Annotated in this window: 23 protein-coding genes; 13 read left to right on the top strand and 10 right to left on the bottom strand. The window is 68.8% G+C overall.

The window, feature by feature from the left end; all coding sequences use genetic code 11:
- Positions 1-9: 9 nt before the first annotated feature.
- On the bottom strand, positions 10-471 hold the full coding sequence (locus tag K9U37_RS19030) for a succinate dehydrogenase hydrophobic membrane anchor subunit (protein ID WP_243073020.1): 462 nt from the start codon (positions 469-471) through the stop codon (positions 10-12).
- Complete coding sequence (gene sdhC, locus K9U37_RS19025; protein ID WP_243073019.1) at positions 468-890, bottom strand: succinate dehydrogenase, cytochrome b556 subunit; 423 nt, start codon at positions 888-890, stop codon at positions 468-470. The genes K9U37_RS19030 and sdhC overlap by 4 nt, the downstream gene beginning before the upstream one ends.
- 182 nt (positions 891-1,072) lie before the next feature.
- Between sdhC and K9U37_RS19020 the strand changes: the two genes are divergently transcribed.
- The 3 genes from K9U37_RS19020 to K9U37_RS19010 are packed head-to-tail and all read left to right on the top strand — an operon-like array spanning position 1,073 to position 3,869.
- A complete protein-coding gene (locus K9U37_RS19020; protein ID WP_252394032.1) occupies positions 1,073-1,486 on the top strand; it encodes a cytidine deaminase in 414 nt (137 codons plus the stop codon).
- Positions 1,483-2,781 carry a thymidine phosphorylase gene (locus tag K9U37_RS19015; RefSeq protein WP_243073018.1) on the top strand — a complete coding sequence of 433 codons (1,299 nt, stop codon included), beginning with the start codon at positions 1,483-1,485 and terminating at the stop codon, positions 2,779-2,781. The genes K9U37_RS19020 and K9U37_RS19015 overlap by 4 nt, the downstream gene beginning before the upstream one ends.
- Positions 2,781-3,869 (top strand): adenosine deaminase, encoded by a 1,089-nt coding sequence (locus tag K9U37_RS19010; protein ID WP_243073017.1) that lies wholly within the window; start codon positions 2,781-2,783, stop codon positions 3,867-3,869. Before K9U37_RS19015 ends, K9U37_RS19010 begins: the two co-directional genes overlap by 1 nt.
- Here the strand turns inward: K9U37_RS19010 and K9U37_RS19005 are convergent.
- Positions 3,866-5,269 (bottom strand): HNH endonuclease signature motif containing protein, encoded by a 1,404-nt coding sequence (locus tag K9U37_RS19005; RefSeq protein WP_243073016.1) that lies wholly within the window; start codon positions 5,267-5,269, stop codon positions 3,866-3,868. The genes K9U37_RS19010 and K9U37_RS19005 overlap by 4 nt on opposite strands.
- Positions 5,270-5,376: 107 nt before the next feature.
- Between K9U37_RS19005 and K9U37_RS19000 the strand changes: the two genes are divergently transcribed.
- Positions 5,377-8,589, top strand: coding sequence for an MMPL/RND family transporter (locus K9U37_RS19000; protein WP_243073015.1), 3,213 nt, complete (start codon positions 5,377-5,379; stop codon positions 8,587-8,589).
- Here the strand turns inward: K9U37_RS19000 and K9U37_RS18995 are convergent.
- Both K9U37_RS18995 and satS read right to left on the bottom strand, forming a co-directional pair.
- Positions 8,506-9,180: an alpha/beta fold hydrolase gene (locus tag K9U37_RS18995; protein WP_308197415.1), complete on the bottom strand. Its 675-nt coding sequence runs from the start codon at positions 9,178-9,180 to the stop codon at positions 8,506-8,508. The genes K9U37_RS19000 and K9U37_RS18995 overlap by 84 nt on opposite strands.
- Before the next feature lie 36 nt (positions 9,181-9,216).
- The gene (satS, locus tag K9U37_RS18990) at positions 9,217-10,470 is read right to left on the bottom strand and encodes a protein export chaperone SatS (RefSeq protein ID WP_243073014.1); all 1,254 of its coding nucleotides are present in this window, start codon (positions 10,468-10,470) and stop codon (positions 9,217-9,219) included.
- Between the two features lie 65 nt (positions 10,471-10,535).
- Here satS and upp point away from each other — a divergent pair, with 65 nt between their 5' ends.
- Entirely contained in the window at positions 10,536-11,159 is a 624-nt protein-coding gene (gene upp, locus K9U37_RS18985; protein ID WP_243073013.1) for a uracil phosphoribosyltransferase, read from the top strand.
- Here the strand turns inward: upp and K9U37_RS18980 are convergent, their stop codons facing one another.
- Both K9U37_RS18980 and K9U37_RS18975 read right to left on the bottom strand, forming a co-directional pair.
- Positions 11,160-12,773, bottom strand: a complete 1,614-nt coding sequence (locus K9U37_RS18980) for a phospho-sugar mutase (protein ID WP_243073012.1) — start codon at positions 12,771-12,773, stop codon at positions 11,160-11,162. It abuts the gene before it with no gap.
- A gap of 70 nt (positions 12,774-12,843) precedes the next feature.
- Positions 12,844-13,644 carry a purine-nucleoside phosphorylase gene (locus K9U37_RS18975; protein WP_243073470.1) on the bottom strand — a complete coding sequence of 267 codons (801 nt, stop codon included), beginning with the start codon at positions 13,642-13,644 and terminating at the stop codon, positions 12,844-12,846.
- 45 nt (positions 13,645-13,689) lie between these two features.
- On the opposite strand from K9U37_RS18975, the gene K9U37_RS18970 reads away from it, so the two are divergent.
- From K9U37_RS18970 to K9U37_RS18955, 4 genes are all read left to right on the top strand, one after another.
- Positions 13,690-14,868, top strand: coding sequence for a M20 family metallopeptidase (locus K9U37_RS18970; protein WP_243073011.1), 1,179 nt, complete (start codon positions 13,690-13,692; stop codon positions 14,866-14,868).
- Positions 14,865-16,034 carry an amidohydrolase gene (locus K9U37_RS18965; RefSeq protein ID WP_243073010.1) on the top strand — a complete coding sequence of 390 codons (1,170 nt, stop codon included), beginning with the start codon at positions 14,865-14,867 and terminating at the stop codon, positions 16,032-16,034. The genes K9U37_RS18970 and K9U37_RS18965 overlap by 4 nt, the downstream gene beginning before the upstream one ends.
- Positions 16,034-16,993 (top strand): UDP-glucose 4-epimerase GalE, encoded by a 960-nt coding sequence (galE, locus tag K9U37_RS18960; RefSeq protein WP_243073009.1) that lies wholly within the window; start codon positions 16,034-16,036, stop codon positions 16,991-16,993. Before K9U37_RS18965 ends, galE begins: the two co-directional genes overlap by 1 nt.
- A 122-nt stretch (positions 16,994-17,115) precedes the next feature.
- On the top strand, positions 17,116-18,003 hold the full coding sequence (locus tag K9U37_RS18955) for a type IV toxin-antitoxin system AbiEi family antitoxin (protein ID WP_243073008.1): 888 nt from the start codon (positions 17,116-17,118) through the stop codon (positions 18,001-18,003).
- 55 nt (positions 18,004-18,058) lie between these two features.
- Here K9U37_RS18955 and K9U37_RS18950 read toward each other — a convergent pair whose 3' ends face one another.
- Positions 18,059-18,541, bottom strand: a complete 483-nt coding sequence (locus K9U37_RS18950) for a gamma-glutamylcyclotransferase family protein (RefSeq protein ID WP_243073007.1) — start codon at positions 18,539-18,541, stop codon at positions 18,059-18,061.
- Between the two features lie 61 nt (positions 18,542-18,602).
- Here K9U37_RS18950 and K9U37_RS18945 point away from each other — a divergent pair, with 61 nt between their 5' ends.
- The 4 genes from K9U37_RS18945 (at position 18,603) to K9U37_RS18930 (ending at position 23,301) form a co-directional block, all read left to right on the top strand.
- Entirely contained in the window at positions 18,603-20,018 is a 1,416-nt protein-coding gene (locus K9U37_RS18945) for an NAD(P)H-quinone dehydrogenase (RefSeq protein WP_243073006.1), read from the top strand.
- Between the two features lie 10 nt (positions 20,019-20,028).
- Positions 20,029-21,774 (top strand): glycerol-3-phosphate dehydrogenase, encoded by a 1,746-nt coding sequence (glpD, locus tag K9U37_RS18940; RefSeq protein ID WP_243073005.1) that lies wholly within the window; start codon positions 20,029-20,031, stop codon positions 21,772-21,774.
- Positions 21,771-22,625: a pseudouridine synthase gene (locus tag K9U37_RS18935; RefSeq protein ID WP_243073004.1), complete on the top strand. Its 855-nt coding sequence runs from the start codon at positions 21,771-21,773 to the stop codon at positions 22,623-22,625. The genes glpD and K9U37_RS18935 overlap by 4 nt, the downstream gene beginning before the upstream one ends.
- A gap of 130 nt (positions 22,626-22,755) precedes the next feature.
- Positions 22,756-23,301, top strand: a complete 546-nt coding sequence (locus K9U37_RS18930) for a DUF1269 domain-containing protein (protein ID WP_243073003.1) — start codon at positions 22,756-22,758, stop codon at positions 23,299-23,301.
- Here K9U37_RS18930 and nei2 read toward each other — a convergent pair.
- Both nei2 and K9U37_RS18920 read right to left on the bottom strand, forming a co-directional pair.
- Complete coding sequence (gene nei2, locus K9U37_RS18925; protein ID WP_243073002.1) at positions 23,270-24,043, bottom strand: endonuclease VIII Nei2; 774 nt, start codon at positions 24,041-24,043, stop codon at positions 23,270-23,272. The genes K9U37_RS18930 and nei2 overlap by 32 nt on opposite strands.
- Positions 24,044-24,060: 17 nt before the next feature.
- A complete protein-coding gene (locus K9U37_RS18920) occupies positions 24,061-25,314 on the bottom strand; it encodes an HNH endonuclease (protein ID WP_243073001.1) in 1,254 nt (417 codons plus the stop codon).
- Positions 25,315-25,354: the final 40 nt, after the last annotated feature.

Raw genomic sequence — 25,354 nt, 5'->3', positions numbered from 1 at the left:
GTTTTGCCTCTAACTGATGTTCGGGTCGAAGGTCAGCAGCACGTAGGTGCCCACCACCAGCACGATGAGCATCGAAACCACCAGCAGCGAGTTCAGCCAGAATCTCGTGGAGTCCTTGCGTGCGTAGTCGGAGATGATCGTGCGCATACCGTTGCCGCCGTGAAGCTGGGCCAGCCATAGCAGCAGCAGGTCCCAGGTCTGCCAGAACGGCGAGGCCCAGCGCTGCGCCACGTAGGTGAAGTCGATGCGGTACACCCCGCCGTCCCACATCAGCCCGATGAACAGGTGCCCCAGCGCCAGGAAGATCAGGACCACGCCGGAGAACCGCATGAACAGCCATGCGTACTTCTCGAAGTTGGGCATTCCGGCGCGGTGGCGAGGGGCGCGCGGGTTGTCCAGACTGGCGGGCCGGTCGTGGTTGCGTTCCAGGATCGGGGCCGGCGGGCCGAGCCGGCTCTCGGGCGCGGTCACAGGAACCGCTCCGCCATGTGCATGCCGATGATGACCAGCGATGGCACCATCACCAGCAGCCAGACCGCGGCCACGGCCCACAGCATCTGGCGCTGGTAGCGCGGGCCCTTCCACCAGAAGTCGATCAGGGTGATCCGTACGCCGTTGAGTGCGTGATAGAGCAGTGCGGCCACCAGGCCGATCTCCATCAGGCCGACGATCGGGGTCTTGTAGGTTTCGACGACCTCGTTGTAGGCCTGCGGGCTGACCCGGACCAGGGCGGTGTCGAGGACGTGGACGAAGAGGAAAAAGAAGATGGTCGCACCGGTGACGCGGTGCAGAACCCACGACCACATGCCCGGGTCGCCGCGGTAGAGGGTCCGTCGTCTGCGGGACGACTTGTCGCGCGGCGCCGGTACGACCGGTGCGGCTGTACTCATCAGGCCTCCAACGCCTTCGTTTGAGGTTTTGGGTGGACTCTAATGCCGTTTGTATTGTCTAAAGAATTACGTTGCAGTGACACGGGGTGGCGACGCAGCCGATCCGGCCCGCCCGAACCTCCCCGCCGAGCGTTCCGAGGTGGCAGGGTGAATGCATTCGGTAGCGGTGCGGTGACTGGCGCATGGTGATCTCGGTCGATTGGAATGACCTGCGCGACAAGGCAACCGAGGTATATACCCGCGCCTATGCGCCGTATTCGAAGTTCCCGGTGGGGGCGGCCGCCCTGGCCGACGACGGCCGGATCGTGGTGGGCTGCAATGTGGAGAATGTCTCATACGGCCTAGGCCTCTGTGCCGAGTGCGCGGTGGTGTGCGATTTGGTCTCCGGCGGGGGCGGGCGGCTGCTGGCCCTGGCGGTGGTGGATGCGACGGGGGCCGCGCTGATGCCCTGCGGCCGGTGCCGGCAGGTGCTTCTCGAGCACGGCGGCCCGGAGTTGTTGATCGATCACGCCGGGGGTCCGGTCAGGTTGGCCGAGCTGCTGCCCGAGGCGTTCGGGCCCGCCGATCTTGCCCGGGTGCATCGGGAAAAGCCGTGACCCAGTTCACATTCGACGCTCCGACGGTTATTCGGGCCAAGCGCGACGGGGGGCGGTTGTCCGACGAGGCGATCGACTGGGTGATCGACGCCTACACCCACGGCCGGGTCGCCGACGAGCAGATGTCGGCGCTGTTGATGGCGATCTTCCTGCGGGGCATGGACCGTGCCGAGATCTCGCGGTGGACCACCGCGATGGTGGCCTCCGGTGTGCACCTGGATTTCAGCGATCTGCGCCGTGACGGACACCGGCTGCCCACGGTGGACAAGCACTCGACAGGCGGGGTGGGCGACAAGATCACCATCCCGCTGGTTCCGGTGATCGCCGCTTGCGGCGCGGCAGTGCCGCAGGCGGCCGGTCGCGGTCTCGGGCACACCGGCGGCACCCTGGACAAGCTGGAGTCGATTCCCGGTTTCACCGCAGAACTCTCCAACGCCCAAGTGCGCCAACAGCTCTCGGAGATCGGTGCGGCCATCTTCGCAGCAGGCGAGCTGGCTCCCGCCGACCGCAAGATCTATGCACTACGCGACGTCACCGCGACGGTGGAGTCGCTGCCGCTGATCGCCAGCTCGGTGATGAGCAAGAAGCTCGCCGAAGGCGCCGATTCTCTGGTGCTCGACGTCAAGGTCGGCCGCGGGGCGTTCCTCAAGACCGAGGCCGAATCGCGCGAGCTGGCAGCCACCATGGTGGAGCTGGGCAAGGCGCACGGGGTGCCGACGCTGGCAGTGTTGACCGACATGAACGTGCCGCTCGGACGGACGGTCGGAAACGCCCTCGAGGTGGCCGAGTCACTGGAGGTGCTGGCCGGCGGCGGTCCGTCGGACGTGGTGGAGCTGACGGTGCGACTGGCGCAGGAGATGGTCGAGCTGGCCGGTCTGGACGGCGTCGATCCCGCGCAGACGCTGCAGGACGGGACGGCGATGGATCGGTTCCGGGCGCTGGTCGCCGCACAGGGCGGTGACCTGGCCGCACCGCTGCCGATCGGTGCTCATTCCGAGACCGTGACGGCACCCCGGAGCGGCACAATGGGGGACATTGACGCGATGGCGGTGGGGCTGACGGTGTGGCGGCTCGGCGCGGGCCGGGCCCGCCCGGGGCAGCGCGTGCAGTTCGGAGCTGGTGTGCGCATCCACCGCCGTCCCGGTGAACCGGTCGCCGCCGGGGAGCCGTTGTTCACCCTGTACACCGACACCCCGGAGCGGATCGCCGCCGCGATGGCCGAACTCGACGGCGGCTGGAGCATCGTCGACGGCGCCGAACCCATCCGCCCGCTGATCATCGATCGGATCGCCTGATGACCACACCGCTGACGCTAGAGATGATCGGCCGGGCGCCGAAGGCCCTGCTGCACGACCACCTCGACGGCGGGCTGCGGCCGTCGACCGTGCTCGACATCGCCGGGCAGATCGGCTACGACGATCTGCCTACCACCGACGAGGCCACCCTGGCGACCTGGTTTCGCACCGCCGCGCACAGCGGTTCGCTGGTGCGCTACCTCGAACCGTTCGCGCACACCGTCGCGGTGATGCAGACCCCGGAGGCGCTGCACCGGGTGGCCTTCGAATGCGTGGAGGACCTGGCCGCCGACAGCGTGGTGTACGCCGAGGTGCGGTTCGCCCCGGAGCTGCACATCGCCGCAGAGCTGTCCCTGGACGACGTGGTCGACGCGGTGCTGGCCGGCTTCGCCGACGGAGAGAAGGCCGCGGCGGCCGAAGGGCACGTGATCGTGGTGCGCTGCCTGGTGACGGCCATGCGGCACGCCGCGCGCTCACGCGAGATCGCCGAGCTGGCGATCCGGTTCCGCGACAAGGGTGTCGTCGGCTTCGACATCGCCGGCGCCGAGGCGGGTTACCCTCCGACTCGTCATCTCGACGCGTTCGAGTACATGCGCGGCAACAACGCGCGCTTCACCATTCATGCCGGCGAGGCATTCGGCCTCCCGTCCATCCACGAGGCCCTGGCGTTCTGCGGGGCAGACCGGCTGGGGCATGGGGTGCGGATCGTCGACGACATCGAGGTGCTGCCCGACGGCACCGCTGTGCTGGGCCGGCTCGCGGCCATCCTGCGTGACAAGCGCGTCCCGCTGGAGATGTGTCCGAGCTCCAATGTGCAGACCGGCGCGGTGGAGAGCATCGAAAACCACCCGTTCGACCTGCTGGCTCGACTGCGATTCCGGGTCACGGTCAACACCGACAACCGGCTGATGAGCGACACCACCATGAGCCAGGAGATGCTGCGGCTCGTCGAGGCTTTCGGTTACGGATGGAGTGACCTGGAACGGTTCACCATCAACGCGATGAAGTCGGCCTTCATCCACTTCGACGAACGGCTGGCGATCATCGACGAAGTGATCAAGCCCCGCTACGCGGTGCTCATCGGCTAGAACGGCGGCGGTTCGTCACCGGGCTGGGGTGGCACGGGGTCGCGTCGTCGACGGTTGCCGGCCCGCTCGGCGCGAATCCCGGCAGTTCGCTCCTGGCGTCGGCTGCGCCTGCGCTTGGGCATCATCGCGGCTCGCTCACCACAGTCGTCCTCAGCGCGCTTAGAGGGTACCGGCAGGTCGCCGGTCGGCACCGTCAGCGACGGGAACAACAGGGCACTACCGGGTGTGGTCACGTAGGTGTGACCGGACGGAGCCGTCCAGATGACCGTGCCGTCTGGCAGCTGTTTGTCGCTCCAGCCCCAGAACGTCTTGAGCAAATGATGAAAACGGCAAAGGCACTTCAGGTTGGACGCGTGCGTGGGTCCGCCCGCGCTGTGCGGAATCGTATGGTCCACGTCGCAATGGGTCGCCGGTCGATCGCAGCCCGGCGCCCGGCACGTCAAGTCGCGAGCACGAACGAAGTCGGCGAGCTTCGTCGACGGGTGATATCTCGGCTCGGGAGGTGCGTCGACCGGGACGGTCAGGGGCTGCAGCTTCGCCGATCGGGCCAGTTCGCGGAGCACCTCGGCGGGGATGAGGCCGTTGCCCTGGACCATGGCCGGGTTCTCGCTGGAGCCGTCCAGGGCGGACTGGTTTGCCACGACGTGCACCACCACCCCGCTGCGCTGTCCGCGTGCGGAGCTCAGGTCGCACTCGGCGCGGCCACACCCGCACGCCAGCTGGTCGGCACCGGCCGCGAGCGCACCCAGGGCGTCCGCCCGCCGCTGTGCCACTGTCCGGGGATCATCCGGGCACACGGTGGCGGCCAGTTCGTTCAGCCGCCGGTCCAGTGCCTCCCCGGCGGTGGCGAACACGACGCCGTTCAGATAGGAGAACCCTGTTTCGCTGGCGGTGACGTCGAACCGACGGTCGGCGATGTCCTCTCGGCTGCGCCGGACGGCGTCACGATCGACCTTGGCCACGACGCGGTCCACCGCTGCGGCCAGCCGGTGCGAGGTCATTGATTGCCAGCGCCGCGCACGCGCCGCCAACTGGGCGTCAACCGCCGCGCGTGCGGTCTCGTCGGTCACCAGCTCGGTCCGGTAGACGATGACGCGAAACAGCCTGAAGTCGATGTCACCAGCCCGGAAGGTGTCGGCGACCAGGGGAAGTTGCTCCCGCATGGCGCGGGCGTACCGCAGATTGCTGCGGCCCATCGCGACGCTGGTACGCAGCGCCGCGGCGACTTCGGCCGCCACCGCGTCATCGGTGTCGATCGCCCACTGTTCGCGTTCGCCGTGCTGAGTGAGCCGCAGCGCGTACAGCTCGCCGATGGCGTCCAGCTTGTTGGCCGCCGCCATCGCCTCGGAGCGGGCCGCGTGCCCCATCCGGGTGAGCAGCTCGGCAGGACTATCGAACATGTGTTCGAGTATGCCAGCGGGGTGTGACAATTCTCGATACCGGAACGTTGCGGCCACTGAGCTGCAGCGATACCGTTATTGACAGCCGCTCCATGTAACTTGGAATGATGTCCAAGCGCGCCATCTTCAAAGGCGTGTCCGCAGATCGTTTTTTCCACGGCCTGGGGCGGATCATTGTCCGTCACCCTTTGCTGGTCATCGCGGCTTGGATCGCCCTTGCCGGGGCACTGTTCATCCTCATTCGGCCGCTCGCGGTGGTGGCTGCGGAGAAGACGCCGGACTTCCTGCCGAAGAACGCTCCGGTCCTGGTCACCGGTCAGGAGATGCAGAAGGCCTTCAAGGAGGCCGACACCGGCAACTTCTCGGCGATCATTCTCAGCAACGAGAACGGCCTGACGCCGGCGGACGAGGCGACGTATCGCAACCTCGTGGACAAGCTCAGGGCCGACACGAAGAATGTGACGTCTCTTCAGGACTTCGTCCGCATCCCCGAGTTGCGCGAAGTCATGACCAGCAAGGACCAGAAGGCGTGGAACTTGCCGGTCAGCCTGGCCGGCACCATGGGCACCCCGTCGGGTCAGGAGGCGTACCGCAATTTCGCCAAGACGGTGAAAGACGCGACCGCGGGGTCGTCGCTGCAGGTCAACGTGGTCGGCGGCGCGGCGACGTTCGAGGATCTCAATGAAGTCGGCGTGAAAGACCAGCACCTGATCGAGGCGGTCACCGTCGTCATGGTGTTCGGGATCCTCATCATCGTCTACCGCAGTCTCGTCGCCATGATCATGCCGCTGATCACGATCGGCGTCTCGCTCGTCGTTGCGCAGCAGTTGGTGGCCGGTCTCGGCGAGTTGGGGCTCGGCGTTGGAAGCCAGACCATCGTCCTGATGACCGGCATGATGATGGGCGCCGGGATCGACTACGCCGTCTTCCTCTACAGCCGCTACCAGGAACTCCTCAAGACCGGCATGGCGTCCGACGACGCGCTGGTCGAGGCACTGGTCTCCATCGGCGAGGTGATCGCCGGGTCGGCGGGCACCGTCGCCCTGACCTTCCTCGGGATGTCGTTCACCAAACTGGCGATCTTCTCGACAGTGGGCCCAGTCCTGGCGGTCACCATCACCGTCGGCTTCCTCGCCGCGATCACGCTGCTCCCGGCGCTGATCGTGCTCGCCGGCCGGCGCGGCTGGGTCAAGCAACGCAAGGACCTCACTCGCCGGATGTGGCGGCGGTCCGGCATTCAGATCGTCCGCAGGCCTGCCCTGTACCTCGTCACCAGCGTCATCATTCTGGGAGCCCTGGCCGCATGTACCGCGCTGACCAAGTTCAACTACGACGACCGCAAGAACCTGCCGCCTGATTCGGAGAGCAATCGCAGCTATCAGGTGATGGACAAGCACTTCCCGATCAGCAGCACCCTCCAGCAGTTCCTCTTCATCCAGTCACCGAACGATCTGCGTAGCCCCAAGGCGCTGGCCGACATGGAGCAGATGGCTGCCCGGGTGGCGCAGCTGCCCAACATCGACATGGTGCGGGGTCTCACCCGGCCGACCGGGCAGATGCTCGAACAGGCCAAGGCCACGTATCAGGCCGGTGAGGTGGGAACCAAGCTCGGTGAGGCGTCGGACCTGATCGCGACCAACGACGACAAGCTGTCGCAGCTCACCGGCGGCGCCGACAAGATGGCCGACGTGCTGAACCAGATCCGCAACCAGCTGGTGGGTTCCATTGTCAGCGTGCGCGGGCTGGCCAGCGCGCTGGACGACATGTCCCGCAAGTACGGCGGAGCCACCACGCTCAACCAGCTCGACAAGACGGCGGCACTGCTGGGCAGCATGCGCTCGCTTGGCGACGCGCTGGGCCTCAACGTGGCCCGGATCAGTGATGTGACCGATTGGGCGACCCCGTTGGTCAACGCGCTCAACCAGAGTCCGCAATGCGACGCCGATCCCGAGTGCGTGGCGTCCCGCTCGGATCTGCAGCGCATCGTCGATTCGAGCAACACCCCGGCGATGGCGGCAATCGCCGACATCGGCCGCCAGTTGCAGGCGACGAACGGGACCGAGAAGCTCGACGACCTGGTGAAGACGCTCGGCCAGAACATCCAAAAGGCCACGACCGCCGCGCGATCCCTGGGCGTAGGCGAACCGGGCGGCGTGGAGAAGAAGATCAACGACGCGGTCCAGGGGGCGAACCTGCTGGCCGATTCGAGTCGTCAACTGGCAATGGGTGTCCAGCTTCTGGTCGACCAGACGCGCAACCTTGGAAACGGGTTGGACCAGGCTTCGGCGTTCCTACTGGCGATGAAGCGGGAGGCCGCCGACCCGCCGATGTCCGGCTTCTACATTCCCCCGCAGATCCTCAGCCAGGACGAGTTCAAGAAGGCCGCCAAACTGTTCATCTCGGAGGACGGACATTCTGCCCGATACCTGGTTCAAACCGCCCTGAACCCGTTCAGTACCCAGGCGATGGACCAGGTCACGGCCATTGTCGACACCGCCAACAGCGCACGCCCTAATACGATGCTCGATGGTGCCACCATTTCTATGGTCGGCTTGTCTTCGATCAACGCCGACGTTCGCAGCTATTACAACGGCGACATCCGTTACATCATGATCATGACCCTGGTCGTGGTGTTCCTGATCTTGGTCGTGCTGCTGCGCGCACTGGTCGCACCGCTGTATCTCGTTGTCTCGGTGGTGCTTTCGTACGGCGCGGCGCTCGGCATCGGGGTCGTGGTGTTCCAGCTCATCCTCAAGCAGGAACTGTCCTGGGGTGTGCCCGGAATGGCTTTCATGGTCCTGGTGGCCGTCGGCGCCGACTACAACCTGCTGTTGATATCGCGGATCCGGGATGAGGCGAAGTACGGGGTGCGCTCGGCCGTTATCCGGACGGTCGGCGCGACGGGCGGAGTGATCACGTCGGCGGGCCTGATCTTCGCTGCGTCGATGCTGGCCATCACCGTCAGCAGCATTCTCACCGCCGTGCAGATGGGCTTCGTGATCGGTGTCGGCCTGCTGTTGGACACCTTCATCGTGCGGACGCTCACAGTTCCGGCGATGGCTGTCCTTGTCGGAGAAGCGAACTGGTGGCCCTCCCAGCCCCCGCGGGTGAAGTACCAGGAGGCCAAGTTGGCCGCCCGCGCGGCGGCCGCCGCCGAGGGTTCGGTCGCGCCACTGGAGTCCGACACCGACACCGACACCGACGAGCTTGCGCCCCTCACTCCGGACGCGGCCGAATCAGGACCTCTCGCAGCCGGTCTGCGAATTGGGTTGGCGCCCCGAGGAATCCGCCGTGGTCTCCCGGGAACTCCGCAACTTTGACCCCCAGCAGTTCGGCGAGCTCGACGCTGGTGCGGTAGGTGAGGGGGTGTCCGGAGTCCTCGCCGACCCCCACCACGATGTGGTGCGCCGACAGCGCCCCTCTGTCGGGTAGATACCTGGTCGTCGGCCGCAGTTCGTGTTCGAAGAAGCGGTGACCATGAACCGGTGCCACGCGGGACCGAAGCCCTCGGCGCGGAACGTGTCGACGATCGCATCGGTCGCGCCGCGCTGCTGCTCGGCATCGGGCAACAACTCCAGCAGCGGCGGTTCGTGGGCCACCAGCGTCCGGACCCGGTCGGCACGGCCGGCCACCAGCACGTCGGCGTCGGCCGCACCCAGGTCGTCGAGGATTGCCGCGACGTCGTCGGCGCGCTGATCGGGGGTGGCGTCGTCGTCCGGGGCGGAGGTGGCGCTCGTGCCGTGTCCCCGCGGGTCGTAGGTGACCACGGTGTGATCGCCCGCCAAGGCCTCGGCCAGCGGGGCGAACTCCGCGGCGCCCATCGGTGAGCCGATCACCAGCAGCAGCGGTCCCTCGCCGCGGATCTCGTAGTGCAGGGTGGCCCCGGGAACGGTGACGTGTCGATTGATCATGCCGGTACTGACTGCTCGGCCGGACTCAACTCATCGTCACTCGCGGCGCAGCCGCGACTCCACGAAGCGTTCCAGCTCTTCCCACTCCTTGACCGCCGCCGCGTACGGGGCGCCGGGGCGCGGGTGCTCGTCGGGCTCAAGCACATAGTTGACCAGCTTGCCCAGCGAACGGTCGTCACCGAGCAGCCGGTCGACGGTGTCTTCCTCGGAGTAGTCCCCGACGTCGCGAACCAGCTCCACGGCCAGCTCGAGCTGATCGCGGTCGATGGCGTCCGGCCCGTCGGAGATGTCGTCGGACAGCCCGGTCAGCACGTAGATGTTGTCGTCGGTGACCTCGACGCGCAGCGAGCCGTCGGTGGCCGCGGTGCGGATGTCGTCGTAGGTACTCAGGTCGGACAGGTCGTGGTCGTGCTCGTCGGCCAGGTACCGGGCCAGTGCCCGCTCGGATCCGAACACGCTGATGCGGCCGTTGCGGCCGAGGAAGATCGGCCGGTCGTCGAAGTAGCAGCGCAGCGTGTACAGCGTGCCGCCGGCCGTCATGATCCGCACCGGGTCGATTCCGACCTCGGCCCAGAAGTCCTCGTCGCTGGCGAGCACCACGGCCGCGTGCGGGGCGGCCTCGACCGCCGACTCGGAATCCTCGTCGCCGTCTTCGGAGTCGGCGATATCCTCCTCGTCGATCTCCTCTTCGTACGGTTCGGTCAGTTCGTCGGCGGCCAGCTTGGAGGCCCGCTCGTCGACGTCCGGCGTGGAGATCACCTCGTCGATCGCCGCCAGCACGCCGTCCCAGCCCCGCGCCACGATGTCACCGATATTGCTCCAGCGCTTGAGCCCCGCCTTACCGGTGAACTGCTCGATGCCGCCGGCCACCAGGCCGAGGTTGGGGTTGCCGTTGAAGAAGCGGGTGACTGCGGGCAGTTCGCACACCGAACCGATCGACGACACCACAGCCAGCGTGTTGGCCAGCGTGGTCACCGACTCCTCGGTTGGCTTGTCGGCCAGCAGCTCCTCGACGGCGATCAGGTCGGCATGCCGGTTCTCCCGCGGCTCGAGCTTGTGCGCATTCGCCGCGGCCAGAGCCTCCCACGCCGGGTGGTCGGCCAGGTCGTTGTCGGTGTTGGTCCGCACGAACGCGACCAGGTCGGCCACCGATTCGAAGGCGTAGAGGTCGTCGTCCTTGCCGAGGAACGCCTCCCACTCGTCGCCGGCGTCGCGCCAGCGCGGGGCCCACAGTGTGTACAGGTCACCAGCGGTCACACCCAAGCGGACCGGAACGAGCTCAGCAGCCATGCCGGACAGCCTAACGACGCCGTCTGGACACCCTTGCACTAGCAGGCCGCATACAGTCTCTGCGCATGGATGTGCGTGTCGTCAACCACCCGCTGGCCGCCACACGGCTGACCACCTTGCGTGACGAGCGCACCGGCAACGCCGCGTTCCGTTCGGCGCTGCGCGACCTGACCCACATGCTGGTCTATGAGGCCACTCGTGACGCGGTGTGCGAGGAGATCAGCGTGCGCACTCCGCTGGCCGACACCATCGGTGCGCGGCTGGCCCGCCCGCCGCTGCTGGTGCCCGTGCTACGCGCCGGCCTGGGCATGGTGGACCAGGCGCACGCCCTCATTCCCGAGGCGCGGGTCGGCTTCGTCGGTGTCGTCCGCGACGAGACCACCCACCAGCCGACGCCCTACCTGGAGTCGCTGCCCGCCGACCTGAGCGCCCAGCCGGTGATGGTGCTCGACCCGATGCTGGCCACCGGCGGCTCGATGGCCTACACGATCGGGCTGCTGCACGGCCGCGGCGCGGTAGAAATCACGGTGGTGTGTGTGGTGTGCGCACCCGAGGGGATCGCCGCCCTGGAAAAGGCCGCGCCGGAGGCCAAGCTCTACACCGCCGCCATCGACGACGGGCTCAACGACATCGCCTACATCGTGCCGGGACTCGGCGATGCCGGCGACCGTCAGTTCGGGCCGCGCTGACTACCACCCGCGCGCGGCGTCGAGCAGTTCTCGCTGGATCTCGGCGGCGGCGCGGCGCGCCGCGGTCAGCTCGCCGGCGACAGCCCGGCGAACTTCGGTGTAGCACTTGACTTTCGGCTCGGTACCCGACGGGCGCACCACCACCCGCACCGAGGTCTGCTCATCGCCTCCGGCCAGGATCAGCGCGTCGGTGCGCTGCTGGCCGAGTGCCTCGAGCAGGTCGCTGGCGGTGACCGGAAAGCCGGCCAGCTGGACGGGGGGGTGCGCCCGCAGCCGGGCCATCATCGCCGCCGCCTGACCCGGGTCCTCCACGCGGCGTGACAGCGCCGCCGTGGTGTGCACACCGTGGCGCAACGCCAGCCCGTCGAGGGCCCCCGGCACCGAATCGCGTCGCATCCCAAGGGCAGCCACCAGGTCGCACGCCAGCACCGCGGCGCTGATGCCGTCCTTGTCACGCACGGCGGCCGGGTCGACGCAGTGGCCGATTGCCTCCTCGTAGGCGTACACCAGCTTCGCCCCGGGGATTCCGGCATCGGCACGGGCCAGCCACTTGAATCCGGTCAGGGTCTGCACGTGGCGGGCGCCGTGATCGGCCGCGATCGCGGCGAGCAGCTGGGAGGAGACGACGCTACTGGCCACCACGCTGGCGGCGGCCTGCCCGGCTGGCATCGCGGCCAAGATGTAATCGCCTAGCAGCCAACCGGTTTCGTCACCGGAGAGCATACGCCAGCCGGCGACGGTGGGGATGCCGACCGCGCAGCGGTCGGCATCGGGATCCAGCGCGATGGCGATGTCGGCGCCGACGCGGGCAGCCAGCGCGAGCAGGCCGTCGGTGGCGCCGGGCTCCTCCGGGTTGGGGAAGGCCACGGTCGGGAAGTCCGGATCGGGCGCGAATTGGCTTGCCACCGTGTGCACGTCGGCGAAGCCGGCCAGATGCAGCGCGCGCAGCGCCAGCTCACCGCCGACGCCGTGCATGGCTGTCAGCGCCACCCGAACAGATCCCGCACCACGGCGCACGGCGGCGGCGCGCTGGACGTAGGCGTCCACGAGTTCGGTGCCGGTGGCGGTGACAGATTCGCGGGGGATCTCATCAGCCGGCGGAGCGGCGGCCATCGCCGCCTCGATGTCGCGGTCGGTCGGGGAGATGATCTGCAGGCCGCCGTCGAAGTACACCTTGTAGCCGTTGTCGCTCGCCGGGTTGTGGGAGGCGGTGATCTGCACGCCGGCGGCCGCGACGGTGTGACGGACCGCGAACGCGACGACGGGCGTCGGCACCGGGTGCGGGAAGGCGAGCACCGAAAAGCCCTGCGCGGCAATCACTTCAGCGGTTGCTGAGGCGAAAGCGTCCGAGCCGTGCCGGGCATCGCGGCCGACGACCACCGTGGAGCCGCCCAGGCCTCGATCCTTGAGCACCTGGGCCACCGCCCAGCTGGCCCGGGTCACCACCGCCACGTTCATCGAGTCGGGTCCGCCGCGGACCGGGCCGCGCAGCCCGGCTGTGCCGAAGGTCATCGGGTGTGCGAACCGCGCGGCCAGTTCGTCGGCGTCGCGTGCGGCCAGCTCGGCAGCGGTCACCGGATCGGGATCGTGGGCGATCCATTCCTCGGGCCTCATGGGTCGGTCAGCGACTGCACTGGCACCTGCAGACGCGCGTGCTCATAACCAAGTTATACCTGCGGCTGACTCAGAGGCGGGCCAGCACCGACCCCAGCAGCGAACCCATCGCCGTCGCGGACGCGCGGCCGGCGGCCAGCACCTCGGCGTGACTGAGCGGCTCGCCGGTCATCCCGGCGGCCAGGTTGGTCACCAACGACACTGCGAGCACTTCGGCGCCCGCCGCCCGCGCGGCGATCGTCTCGTGCACCGTCGACATGCCGACCAGGTCGGCGCCCAGCGTGCGCAGCATCCTGATCTCGGCCGGCGTCTCGTAATGCGGGCCGGGAAGCCCGGCGTACACGCCCTCGGCCAGGGTGGGGTCGACCTCACGGGCCAGGGCCCGAAGCCGCGGCGAGTACGCGTCGACCAGGTCCACGAACTGCGCACCGGTCAGCGGGGAGCGGGCGGTCAGGTTCAGGTGGTCGCTGATCAGCACCGGCTGGCCGACCCGGTAGTCCGATCGAAGGCCGCCCGCCGCGTTCGTCAGGACCACGACCTCGGCGCCAGCTGCGCGCGCCGTGCGCACCGGGTGGACCACGTCACACAGTTCGTGGCCCTCGTAGGCGTGGATCCGGCCGAGGAACACCAGGACGTTATGCGAGCCGATCGGGACCGACAGCACGCGACCGCGATGCCCGAGGGCGGATGGGGGGATGAAGCCCGGCAGCCCGGACATCGGGACCTCGGCGGCCGGTGTGCCCAGCGCCTCGGCTGCCGGAGCCCAGCCCGAGCCGAGGATGATGGCCACATGGTGGCGAGGCACACCGGTGCGCTCGGCGATGACGGATGCCGCGTGCTCGGCGTCTGGACCCACAGCCAGGCAGCCTATCGTCGTGACGACGATGCGTCCGGGGAAGAATGCGATACTTCCGGGATGCCAACGATCACCGCGTCGACCCGCACCGAGGACGTCGTCGCGGCCCGTCGCAGCGATCTGATCGAGCTCTCGCACTCCATTCACGCCGAGCCGGAGCTGGCGTTCAACGAACACCGCAGCTGTGCGAAGACCCAGGCCCTGGTGGCCGAGCGCGGGTTCGCGGTCTGTGCGGCGCCCGGCGGGCTGTCCACCGCGTTCCGGGCCGACTACGGATCCGGCCCATTGGTCATCGGCATCTGCGCCGAATATGACGCCCTACCCGGGATCGGGCACGCCTGCGGACACAACATCATCGCCGCCTCGGCCGTAGGCACCGCCCTGGCGCTGGCGGACGTCGCCGACGACCTCGGGCTGACGGTGGCCCTGATCGGCACACCCGCCGAGGAGTCCGGTGGCGGCAAGGCCCTGCTGATCGAGGCCGGCGTGTTCGACGACGTCGCCGCCGCGGTCATGCTCCATCCCGGGCCCATCGACATCGCCGCCGCGCGCTCGCTGTCGCTGTCCGAAGTGACGGTGACCTACACCGGTCGCGAGTCGCACGCCGCCGTCGCGCCGTACCTGGGTGTCAACGCCGCCGACGCGGTGACCGTCGCGCAGGTCGCCATCGGGCTGCTGCGTCAGCAGATGGCCCCGGGCCAGATGGCGCACGGCATCGTCACCGATGGCGGATCTGCCACCAACGTCATCCCCGGCCGGGCCCGGCTGCAGTACACGATGCGGGCCATCGACAGCGCCTCGCGGCGGGCGCTTGAGGACAAGATGCGTGGCTGCTTCGAGGCGGGCGCGGTGGCGACCGGATGCCGCTACGACATCGTCGAGGCGGCTCCGGCGTACGCCGAACTAACCCCCGACAGCTGGCTGGCCGAGGTGTTCCGCGCCGAGATGATCCGGCTCGGGCGGACCCCGGTGCCGGCCGAGGTGGAGGCCGCCATGCCGCTGGGCAGCACCGACATGGGCAACGTCACGCAACTGCTTCCCGGCATCCATCCCGTCGTCGGCATCGACGCCGGGGGGGCGCTAATCCACCAGCCGGGCTTCGCCGCGGCGGCCGCCGGGCCGAGCGCCGACCGGGCCGTGATCGAGGGCGCAATCATGTTGGCGCGCACGGTCGTTGCACTGGCCGAGACGACCGCCGAGCGGGACCGGGTGCTGGATTGCAAGGCGGTCCGGCCATGAGTCTGGCCGACACCGCCGAATCCTGGCTGGCCGCTCACTACGACGACCTGGTGGAGTGGCGCCGCCACATCCACCGCCATCCCGAACTGGGTCGCCAGGAGTTCGCCACCACCCAGTTCGTCGCCGACCGGCTGGTCGAGGCGGGGCTCAACCCCAAGGTGCTGCCCGGCGGGACGGGTCTGACGTGCGATTTCGGCCCGGAGCATGCGCCGCGGATCGCGTTGCGCGCCGACATGGACGCGCTGCCGATGGCCGAGCGAACCGGCGCCCCGCACAGCTCGACCGTGCCCAACGTCGCCCACGCCTGTGGCCACGACGCGCACACCGCGATGCTGCTCGGCGCCGCGACGGCGCTGGCCTCGGTGCCCCAACTTCCGGTCGCGGTGCGGCTGCTCTTCCAGCCCGCCGAGGAGCTGATGCCCGGCGGCGCCATCGACGCGATCGCGGCCGGCGCGCTGACCGGGGTGTCGCGGATCTTCGCGCTGCATTGCGATCCTCGGCTGGCGGTCGGCCGGGTGGCGATCATCCCCGGCCCGATTACTTCGGCGGCGGACTCGCTCGAAATCACCCTGCACTCGCCGGGCGGGCACACCTCGCGGCCGCACCTGACCTCGGATCTGGTCTATGGGATGGGCACGTTGATCACCGGCCTGCCCGGGGTGCTCTCGCGGCGGATCGACCCGCGGCACAGCACGGTGATGGTGTGGGGTGCGGCCAACGCCGGCGTCGCGGCCAACGCCATTCCGCAGACCGGCACCCTCGCGGGCACCGTTCGCACCGCGAGCAGGGAAACCTGGGTGTCGATGGAAGCCCTTGTCCGCGAGACGGTGTCGGGCCTGTTGGCGCCGCTGGGCATCGAACATTCGCTGCGGTACCATCGCGGGGTTCCGCCGGTGGTCAACGAGGAGCGCTCCACCCAGATCATGACGCACGCCATCGAGGCCGTGAACCCCGAGGCGCTGGCCGACACCCGGCAGTCCGGGGGCGGCGAGGACTTCTCCTGGTATCTCGAGCAGGTGCCCGGCGCCATGGCCCGCCTGGGTGTGTGGAGCGGCCAGGGGCCGCAGCTGGATCTGCATCAGCCGACGTTCGACTTGGACGAGCGTGCGCTGGCGGTCGGGGTGCGGGTGTTGGTCAACGTTGTCGACCAGACGGGGGACTTCTGATGAAACTGTTGGTGACCGGCGGGGCCGGATATGTGGGCAGCGTGTGCGCCAAGGTGCTCCTCGAGGAGGGGCATGAGGTGGTGGTGGTCGACGACTTGTCGACCGGCAACGCCGATGCGGTGCCCGAGGGCGCGCGGTTCGTGCAGGCCGACATGGCCGACGCGGCCCCGGAGCTGCTCGGTGACGGGTTCTTCGACGGGGTGCTGCATTTCGCGGCCAAGTCCCTGGTGGGCGAATCGGTGGTGGCACCGGAGCTGTACTGGCACGGCAACGTCGTCAAGACGCTGCAGCTGCTCGAGGCGATGCGCGCGGCGGGCACCCCGCGGCTGGTGTTCTCCTCGACGGCCGCCACCTACGGCGAGCCGGAGTCGGTGCCGATCACTGAGGATGCGCCGACGCGGCCGACGAACGCCTATGGCGCCACCAAGCTCGCCATCGACCACGCGATCACGTCGTATGCCGCCGCGCACGGCATGGCGGCCACCAGCTTGCGCTACTTCAACGTCGCCGGCGCCTACGCCGGTCTGGGTGAGCGCCACGCCACCGAGACACACCTCATTCCGCTGGTGTTGCAGGTGGCCACCGGCAAGCGCGAGGAGATCCTGGTGTTCGGCGACGACTGGCCGACCCCGGACGGGACGTGCATCCGCGACTACATCCACGTCCGCGACCTCGCCGATGCGCATGTGCTGGCGCTGCAGACCGCGCAGCCGGGCGCGCACCGGATCTACAACCTGGGCAACGGGACCGGCTTCTCGGTGCGCGAGGTCATCGCGTGCTGCGAACGGGTGGTCGGCAAACCGATCGCCGCGCGCGACGTGGAGCGCCGAGCCGGCGACCCGGCCGTGCTGATCGCCTCCAGCGAGAAGGCGATCGCCGAGCTGGGCTGGAAGCCCCGCCACACGACTCTCGACGAGATCGTCGCGGCCGCTTGGGAGTTCACCCAGTCGCGTGCCTAGCCCCCCGGCCGTGAGTGTGCGTGTCGGCGCAGCGACCCACCGTGCGGGTGGGCATTTCGTGCACGCTCGTCGTCCACAGGGGTGACTTTTCGGTCGCTCAACGGGCGAGCAGCATCACCGGCGTGCATGACGAGCTCACTGCGCTTTTCGACAGCCAGGGCGGGGTGGCGACGGCCGGGCAGATCCTTACCGTTGTGAGTCGGCGCCATCTTGAGATGCTGCTGGAATGTACTGCATTAGAACGTATCTGGCGTGGGGTGTACAGCCTCGGTGTAGCTGACTCGGATCGCAGGCTCAGAGGTCTCGACTTGCTCTGCGGCGAGGTCGTCGGCATCTGCATGGACACTGCGGCCTGCGCTTACGGTTTCGACACCCAGGGTGGCAGCGACTTGCATGTGCTGAACCCCGCTGGACATCAGCTGCGGCATGCCGAAGGGCTTTTCGTGCACCGCCGTGACGGTGCGCCGCTGATCACGGTGTCGGGGCGGCCGACAACGACACCGGCGTGGACGGCCGTCGAAGTGGCTCGCACATTGCGGCGCCCGAGGGCCCTTGCCACGCTCGATGCCGCACTGCGCTCGGGGCGTTGCAGCCGCGACGGGCTGTCGCGAGTCGTGGCGGCGCAGCAGGGGCGCCGGGGCATCGTGAACGTCCGCGACCTCGTTCCGCACGCCGACGGCAGAGCCGAGTCTCCGATGGAAAGCGAGGCCCGCCTCGTCATGATCGACGGCGGCCTGCCCACCCCGGTACTGCAGTACGAGCTTGTCGATGCCCGAGGAAGGTTGCGCAGGCTCGACTTCGCGTGGCCGGAACACACGGTTGCCGCCGAGTACGACAGCGGTGAATGGCACCTCGGCGCCGAAGCGCTTCGGCGCGATCGGGAGAAGCTAGCGGCATTGCAGGACCTCGGTTGGCTCGTCGTGCCGATCGTCGCCGACGACGTGCGGCGCCACCCAAGTGCGCTGGTCGGGCGCATTCATGCCCATCTAGTTGCGCGTGGGTGTGCGTGAAGTGCACGCTGCCACGGCGTGTCGGCGTGCCGACACGCACGCTCGTGAGGAGAAGCTAGCCGCCGCCGTGGCCCGGTCCGATGTTGCGGGCCGGACGGGTCCGCAGATCGCGTACATACTCCGCCGGGGCTCCGGCGATCTCGGCCGCGTCGGCCATCACCCCGAGGTAGCGGGCCGACGGTAGGCCACCCTCCCAGGCGTCCACCACGTACAGCCACGCCAGCACGGGATCGGTTGTGGTGTCCGAGGATTCGCGCTCGATGCGGCACCGGATCTTCTTGTGGAAACCCAGCTCGGACCCTTCCCAGCGGTCCAGGGTCTCCTCGTCGGCCGGCGTCATGTCGTAGAGCACGACGAACACGCGGGAGTCCGGGTCTTCGACAAGGGTGGCCAGCGCGCCCTCCCAGCCGATGTCCTCACCGGCGAAGGTCAGGCGCCAGCCGTGCAGCCAGCCCGTGCCGGCCATCGGGGAGTGGGGTGCCCGCTCCAGCATCTGCTCTGGATGCATGTTGGAGCCGTAGGCGGCGTAGAGCGGCACGGGGGAAAGCCTAAAGGTTCTTCGGGCGAGGAGCGCAGGGACCTGGTGATTAGATAGGCGCGTGACGACGCGGATCGTGATCATCGGCGGGGGCCCGGCGGGCTACGAGGCCGCGCTGGTCGCCGCATCCCGGGGCAAGGACGTCGCCGAGGTCACCATCGTCGACTCCGACGGGATCGGCGGGGCATGCGTGCTCTTCGACTGCGTTCCGTCCAAGACCTTCATCGCCTCGACCGGCTTGCGCACCGAACTGCGCCGTGCCTCGGGCCTTGGCTTCGACATCGGCGTCGAACACGCCAAGATCTCGCTGCCGCAGATCAACAACCGCGTCAAGACGCTGGCCCGCTCGCAGTCCGCCGACATCGGCACCCAGCTGCTGCGGGAGAAGGTCAACGTGGTTGCCGGCCGCGGTGAGCTGATCGACGACGTGCCCGGATTGGCGCACCACCGTGTGAGAGTCACCACACACGACGGCAAGATCGGCATCCTCGAGGCCGACGTGGTGCTCATCGCCACCGGCGCGAGTCCCCGGGTGCTGCCCAGCGCCGTGCCCGACGGCGAGCGCATCCTGAACTGGCGTCAGCTCTACGACCTCGACGAGTTGCCCGAGCACCTGGTGATCGTCGGCTCCGGCGTCACCGGCGCGGAGTTCTGCAACGCCTACACCGAGCTCGGCGTCACCGTCACCGTCGTCGCCAGCCGCGACCAGATCCTGCCGCACGAGGACAGCGACGCCGCCGCCGTGCTGGAAGAGGTGTTCGCCGAACGCGGTGTGACGCTGGTCAAGAACGCCCGCGCCGACTCGGTGGTCCGCACCACCGACGGCGTGCGGGTGACCATTGCCGACGGCCGCACCGTCGACGGCAGCCACGCCCTGATGACCGTCGGCTCGGTGCCCAACACCGGCGACCTAGGCCTCGAGCGGGTGGGCATCGAACTGGGCCCCGGCAAATACATCCCGGTCGACCGCGTGTCGCGGACCGCGGCCTCGGGCATCTACGCAGCCGGCGATTGCACCGGGCTGCTGCCGCTGGCCTCGGTCGCGGCGATGCAGGGCCGCATCGCGATGTACCACGCGCTCGGTGAGGGAGTGTCCCCGATCCGGCTGCGCACTGTGGCCTCGGCCACGTTCACCCGTCCCGAGATCGCCGCCGTGGGGGTGCCGCAGACCGCGATCGACGACGGGACCGTGCCCGCGCGCACCCTGAACCTGCCGCTGAGCACCAACGCCAGGGCCAAGATGTCGCTGCTGCGCCGCGGCTTCGTCAAGATCTTCTGCCGCCCGGCCTCTGGCATGGTCATCGGTGGGGTGGTGGTCGCCCCGATCGCCTCGGAGCTGATCCTGCCCATCGCGCTGGCGGTGCAGACCCGGACCTCGGTGACCGAACTGGCACAGACATTGTCGGTGTACCCGTCGCTGTCCGGATCGATCGTCGAGGCCGCCCGCCGTCTCATGGCCCACGACGATCTCGACTAGCCTGGGCCCTATGAGCGACCCGATCCTCCGACCGGGCAACGGCCAGACCCTCCTCGGACCAGCGCAGCGGGCAGAGGCATGGGAGCGGCTGGGCAGCGAGCAGTTCGACGTCATCGTCATCGGCGGCGGCGTCGTCGGCGCCGGCTGCGCCCTGGACGCCGCGACCCGCGGTCTGAAGGTGGCGCTGGTCGAGGCGCGCGACTTCGCCTCGGGCACGTCGAGCCGCAGTTCGAAGATGTTCCACGGCGGTCTGCGCTACCTCGAACAGCTGGAATTCGGCCTGGTTCGCGAGGCGCTGCACGAGCGCGAACTCTCGCTGACCACGCTGGCGCCGCACCTGGTCAAGCCGCTGCCGTTCCTGTTCCCGTTGACCAAGCGGGTGTGGGAGCGGCCCTACATCGCCGCCGGCATCTTCCTCTACGACCAGCTCGGTGGCGCAAAATCCGTTCCCGCGCAAAAGCATTTGACGAAATCCGGTGCGCTGCGGCTGGCGCCTGGGCTCAAGCGCAGCTCACTGATCGGCGGTATCCGCTACTACGACACCGTGGTCGACGACGCCCGGCACACCATGACGGTGGCGCGCACCGCGGCGCACTACGGCGCGGTGGTGCGGACCTCGACCCAGGTGGTGTCGCTTCTGCGCGAGGGTGACCGGGTGGTCGGCGTGGCGGTCCGTGACTCCGAGGACGGCGCGGTCACCGAGGTGCGTGGTCACGTGGTGATCAACGCCACCGGGGTGTGGACCGACGAGATCCAGGCGCTGTCCAAGGAACGCGGCCGGTTTCGGGTGCGCGCGTCCAAAGGCGTGCACGTGGTCGTCCCGCGCGACCGGATCGTGTCCGAGGTGGCGATCATCCTGCGCACCGAGAAGTCGGTGCTGTTCGTCATCCCGTGGGGCACACACTGGATCATCGGGACCACCGACACCGACTGGAATCTCGACCTGGCTCACCCGGCGGCGACCAAGGTCGACATCGACTACATCCTCGACACCGTCAACTCCGTGCTGGCCACCCCGCTGACCCACGACGACATCGACGGTGTGTACGCCGGGCTGCGGCCGCTGCTGGCCGGGGAGAGCGAAGAGACCTCGAAGCTGTCTCGTGAGCACGCGGTGGCGGTGCCCTCGCCGGGACTGGTGGCCATCGCGGGCGGCAAGTACACCACCTACCGGGTGATGGCCGAAGACGCCGTCGACGCCGCCGCCGAGTACATCCCGGCGCGGGTTGCACCGTCGATCACCGAGAAGGTGCCGCTGATGGGTGCCGACGGCTACTTCGCGCTGGTCAACCAGACCCAGACGGTGGGCGCCCGCTACGACCTGCACCCGTACCGGGTGCGCCACCTGCTGGACCGCTACGGCTCGCTGATCGGGGAGGTGCTGCAGCTGGCGGTCGACCGGCCGGAGCTTCTCGAGCCGATCACCGACGCCCCGGTGTACTTGAAAGTCGAGGCGGCCTACGCGGCGGCCGCCGAGGGAGCGTTGCACCTCGAGGACATCCTGGCCCGGCGGATGCGGATCTCGATCGAGTACCCGCACCGCGGCGTGGACTGCGCCGCTGAGGTCGCCGGCATCGTCGCGCCGATCTTGGGCTGGAGCGACGCCGACTGCGCCCGCGAGGTCGCGACGTACCTGGCGCGGGTGGAGGCCGAGGTGCTTTCGCAGGCTCAGCCCGATGACGCCTCGGCCGACGCGCTGCGCGCCTCGGCGCCGGAGGCCCGCGCGGAGATTCTCGAACCGGTGCCGCAGATTTGAGGCCGCCACCGCTGCCGGTGCGCGACGGGCTGGGGCCGGCGCGGCTGCGGCTGCAGGGCGGTAATGTCGCCGATGAGTTCGGCCGACGGTTCGGCCCGGACGGCCGGGCCAAGGTGCTCGCCGGTGAGGTCGTCGACGCCGACGGCGTGGTGATCACCCCGGCCACCGTGCTGGCGCCCGGCGCGCACGTCTTCCTCTACCGGCAGTTGCCCGAGGAGGTGTCGGTTCCCTTTGAGATCCCGGTGCTCCACCGCGACGACGACATCGTCGTCGCGGACAAGCCGCACTTCTTGGCCACCATGCCCCGCGGCGGCCATGTCGTCCAGACCACGCTGGTGCGGCTGCGCCGTGAGCTCGGCCTGCCTGAACTCAGTCCGGCGCACCGGCTGGACCGGCTAACGGCGGGGGTGCTGCTGTTCACCGTGCGCCGGGAGGTTCGTGGTGCGTACCAGACGTTGTTCGCCCAGGGTCAGGTGCGCAAGACGTATCTGGCCCGCTCGTCGGTGCCGCGCCGTATCGACTTCCCGACGGTGGTGCGCAGCCGGATCATCAAGCGGCGCGGTCAACTACAAGCCGTGGAGGAGCCCGGCGAGCCGAACGCCGAGACGTTGGTGGAGGCGCTGGGTGACGGCCGCTATCAGCTGACCCCACGTACCGGGCGCACTCACCAACTGCGGGTGCACATGGCGAGACTGGGCATTCCGATCGACAACGACCCGCTCTATCCCGACGTCATCGACGTGGCCGCCGACGATTTCTCGGCACCCCTGCGCCTGGTGGCGCGGCGGCTGGAGTTCGACGACCCGATCACCGGGGTGCAGCGGAACTTCGTCAGCTCAGCTGAGCTGTAGGGCGACCTGGTCGCCACCTCACCGTCGGTGCTGGGCTGACGTCGGTGCTGGGCTGAAAGGTCGCAGTGCCCTTGCGGCTGTGGCCTTCGGTCCCTAGCCGCGGGGCGTGATCTGGGTCACGATTTGGCCCATGGATGACGACCACGAGCAGATTCTCATTGCCGCGTACGCCGATCTCGAGCGTGCCCGCACCGACTTCCACGAGTTGGAGAAGAGGGTCAAGCACGGTCTGGAGTTGCGGGCCGCCGCCCTGATCACCAAGGACGCCGACGGGCACCCACAGGTGGTCGAGGCGACCAATCGGCACGGACGGGTTGGCGCGGGAATCGGCGTGGGCCTGGGATTCCTGCTGGGCGTGTTCATCCCGCCGATCGGCCTCGGCGCTGTGCTCGGTGGGGCAGCCGGTGCGTTGGCGGCTTCCTTCGCCGAGCACGAGCTGCGCATCGGCCTACGTCACGAGATCGGCGAGGCCCTCGAAGCAGGCACCGGTGTGGTGCTCACGGTGGTCTATCCGAACGGCCGGGCCCCCGTCGAGAACACGCTGTACCGCGCCACGAAGATGACGGTGTTGAGGATGGATAAGTCGACGGTCAACACCCTCGAGGATGCGGTGGCCAAGGCGATGAGCGAGATCGGTCACCCCGTCAGCACTGGCACGCCGGACACCAGTATGTAACCCTCTCACCGGCGGCATCCGAGGACTCGGCGCGCTGGATCGGGGTGCCGCAGCGGCGGCACAGTTGGCCCGCCCGGCCGTATACCCACAGTTCCTGGCCCGGTCTGAGATTGCCGGTTGTGGTGCGGTTCCATCGGGCCCGGTTGGCCCACAACATGTCTCGAGCGCGTGTGGCGACCCGTAGCGGATCGGCCAGGGTACTGACCGGGCTGGTGGGCAACCGGCCGAACACGAAGCACAGCTCGTTGCAGTACACATTGCCCACCCCGGCCAACACCCGCTGGTCCAGCAGTGCGGCGGCGATCGGACGATCGGGGTCGACGGTCAGGTTGGCCGCCGCGACTTTGGGATCCCAGTCTGGGCCGAGCAGATCGGGGCCGAGGTGGGCGACGACGTCCATGTCGTGTTCGCAGTCCAGAACCTCCAGCACTCCCAGGTCGATACCCGCGGCCTGAATATCAGCTGTCTCCAGCAGGATTCGAACCTTGGAGGCCTGCCTAGTGGGTTTCCCGCGGGGTGTGACCCGCCAGCTGCCGTCCATCTTCAGGTGCGAGTGAATGCTGGCCGGCCCGACCCGGATGAACAGGTGCTTGCCTCGACTGATCACCTCGTCGACGGCGTGGCCGGTCAGGTCGACGGTGGCGTACTGCGGCACCCGAACGTCGCAGCGGGTCAGTGTCTTGCCCACCAGCGCATCGCGCAGGTTGGCCGCGGTGTGGAAGACGGTGTCGCCCTCGGGCATCGATCAACCATAGGAGCTCAGGCGACGCGGACCTCGATCTCACCGGGCTCCGTCGCTGCCGTGCCGGGCGCTGGTGGTGCGACGGACTGGTAGTGCCCGCCGGCCGGTGTAGTGAATTCGGCTGTGTGCCTGCCGCTTTCGTTGAACCTCGTTGTCACCGTCCAGCCGGCAGCCTCTTTGGTGTAGTTGCAGGCCTCGCAGATGCCCAGGCCGTTGAGCGCGCTGGTGGGTCCGCCGCGGCTATACGGCTTGGCATGGTCGCGGTGGCGGATGGGTGCATCGCAGTACGGCATCCGGCAGCGCTGGTCACGCAGTTCGATAAACTCAGCCAAAGCCTTGGGGAACAGCCGTGAGCGCGAGTCCATGGCCACCAGCGCCCCACTGTCCGGTCGGGCGTAGAGTCGGCGCAGCGCGGCCCGCGACCGCCGGTCGGCCACGGCGCCGGTGACCAACTTCTGCGCGACCGCCGAGGGCACCGAGCCGTAGCCCGCGATGGCCGCCGACGCCGACTCCGCCCCGAAGAGCGCCTGGTCGGAGATCACCACGTTGATCGTGACCGGGACCGCCTGGCCGGCCGGCCGCCCGGTCACCCGCTCGAGCAGGGTGTCGGCCATCACCTGGCCGCGCGAGCGCCCGTCGCAGCTCAGGTCGGCTTCCCGCTTGAGCGCCGCGTACACCGACACCCCCTGCGCGACCGGCAGCAGCGCCGTCACATAGGTCATCGTGTCGGGTGCGGGCCGGATGGTGACCGTGCGCTCGGATTCGGCCTTGGCGGCGCGGTCGACGACCGCATGCGGATCCAGCCGGTAGGCGATGGCCTTGGCCGCGGCCGTCAGCGCCGCATCGCCGAGACCCTCCAGCGCGGCGGGGTCTGAACACAGTTCGGCATCCAGCCGGCGGCGGTCCTCGAGGTCAAGGCAGGCGGACTCGCGCACCACGAGGGTGGCCCGCCATTCCGACAGCACGCCGGTCTCCAGGGCCACCAGCGTGTGCGGCATTTCGTGCACCAGGGCCTTCGCGAACCCCAGGTGCCGGCCACCACGAGCCGGTGAATCCCGCCGGGCCAGCGCCACCTCGGTGGCGACCCCGCGCCCGCGCCGGGCCGCCGGGACACCGGCCGCCATCTCCGCGGACCGCCGCGCCTGATCCAGGGCTACCGCCAACCGCGCCTGGCCCGCCGCGGCCGCGGCCTTGAGCCGCTCGAGGGCGGCGATGCGCTCGACCAGCACCGACTCGCCGGCACCGGTATCGATCTCCAATGACTCGAACATGTGTTCGATAGTAGATCACCCCACCGACAGAGATCGTGAG

Source organism: Candidatus Mycolicibacterium alkanivorans, from assembly GCF_022760805.1.
GTDB lineage: Bacteria > Actinomycetota > Actinomycetes > Mycobacteriales > Mycobacteriaceae > Mycobacterium > Mycobacterium alkanivorans.
The sequence above is the reverse complement of the archived record's forward strand: the minus strand, read 5'-3'. Positions and strand labels throughout refer to the sequence as shown.

What these genes read in the sequence shown, in the direction of transcription:
- galE (WP_243073009.1), top strand. Translation starts at nt 16,034, where the DNA reads ATGAAACTGTTGGTGACCGGCGGGGCCGGATATGTGGGCAGCGTGTGC.
- K9U37_RS19020 (WP_252394032.1), top strand. Translation starts at nt 1,073, where the DNA reads ATGGTGATCTCGGTCGATTGGAATGACCTGCGCGACAAGGCAACCGAG.
- satS (WP_243073014.1), bottom strand. Translation starts at nt 10,470, where the DNA reads ATGGCTGCTGAGCTCGTTCCGGTCCGCTTGGGTGTGACCGCTGGTGAC.
- K9U37_RS19010 (WP_243073017.1), top strand. Translation starts at nt 2,781, where the DNA reads ATGACCACACCGCTGACGCTAGAGATGATCGGCCGGGCGCCGAAGGCC.
- K9U37_RS18980 (WP_243073012.1), bottom strand. Translation starts at nt 12,773, where the DNA reads ATGAGGCCCGAGGAATGGATCGCCCACGATCCCGATCCGGTGACCGCT.
- K9U37_RS19005 (WP_243073016.1), bottom strand. Translation starts at nt 5,269, where the DNA reads ATGTTCGATAGTCCTGCCGAGCTGCTCACCCGGATGGGGCACGCGGCC.
- nei2 (WP_243073002.1), bottom strand. Translation starts at nt 24,043, where the DNA reads ATGCCCGAGGGCGACACCGTCTTCCACACCGCGGCCAACCTGCGCGAT.
- K9U37_RS18920 (WP_243073001.1), bottom strand. Translation starts at nt 25,314, where the DNA reads ATGTTCGAGTCATTGGAGATCGATACCGGTGCCGGCGAGTCGGTGCTG.
- upp (WP_243073013.1), top strand. Translation starts at nt 10,536, where the DNA reads ATGGATGTGCGTGTCGTCAACCACCCGCTGGCCGCCACACGGCTGACC.
- K9U37_RS19000 (WP_243073015.1), top strand. Translation starts at nt 5,377, where the DNA reads ATGTCCAAGCGCGCCATCTTCAAAGGCGTGTCCGCAGATCGTTTTTTC.
- sdhC (WP_243073019.1), bottom strand. Translation starts at nt 890, where the DNA reads ATGAGTACAGCCGCACCGGTCGTACCGGCGCCGCGCGACAAGTCGTCC.
- K9U37_RS18965 (WP_243073010.1), top strand. Translation starts at nt 14,865, where the DNA reads ATGAGTCTGGCCGACACCGCCGAATCCTGGCTGGCCGCTCACTACGAC.
- K9U37_RS18970 (WP_243073011.1), top strand. Translation starts at nt 13,690, where the DNA reads ATGCCAACGATCACCGCGTCGACCCGCACCGAGGACGTCGTCGCGGCC.
- K9U37_RS18995 (WP_308197415.1), bottom strand. Translation starts at nt 9,180, where the DNA reads ATGATCAATCGACACGTCACCGTTCCCGGGGCCACCCTGCACTACGAG.
- glpD (WP_243073005.1), top strand. Translation starts at nt 20,029, where the DNA reads ATGAGCGACCCGATCCTCCGACCGGGCAACGGCCAGACCCTCCTCGGA.
- K9U37_RS18930 (WP_243073003.1), top strand. Translation starts at nt 22,756, where the DNA reads ATGGATGACGACCACGAGCAGATTCTCATTGCCGCGTACGCCGATCTC.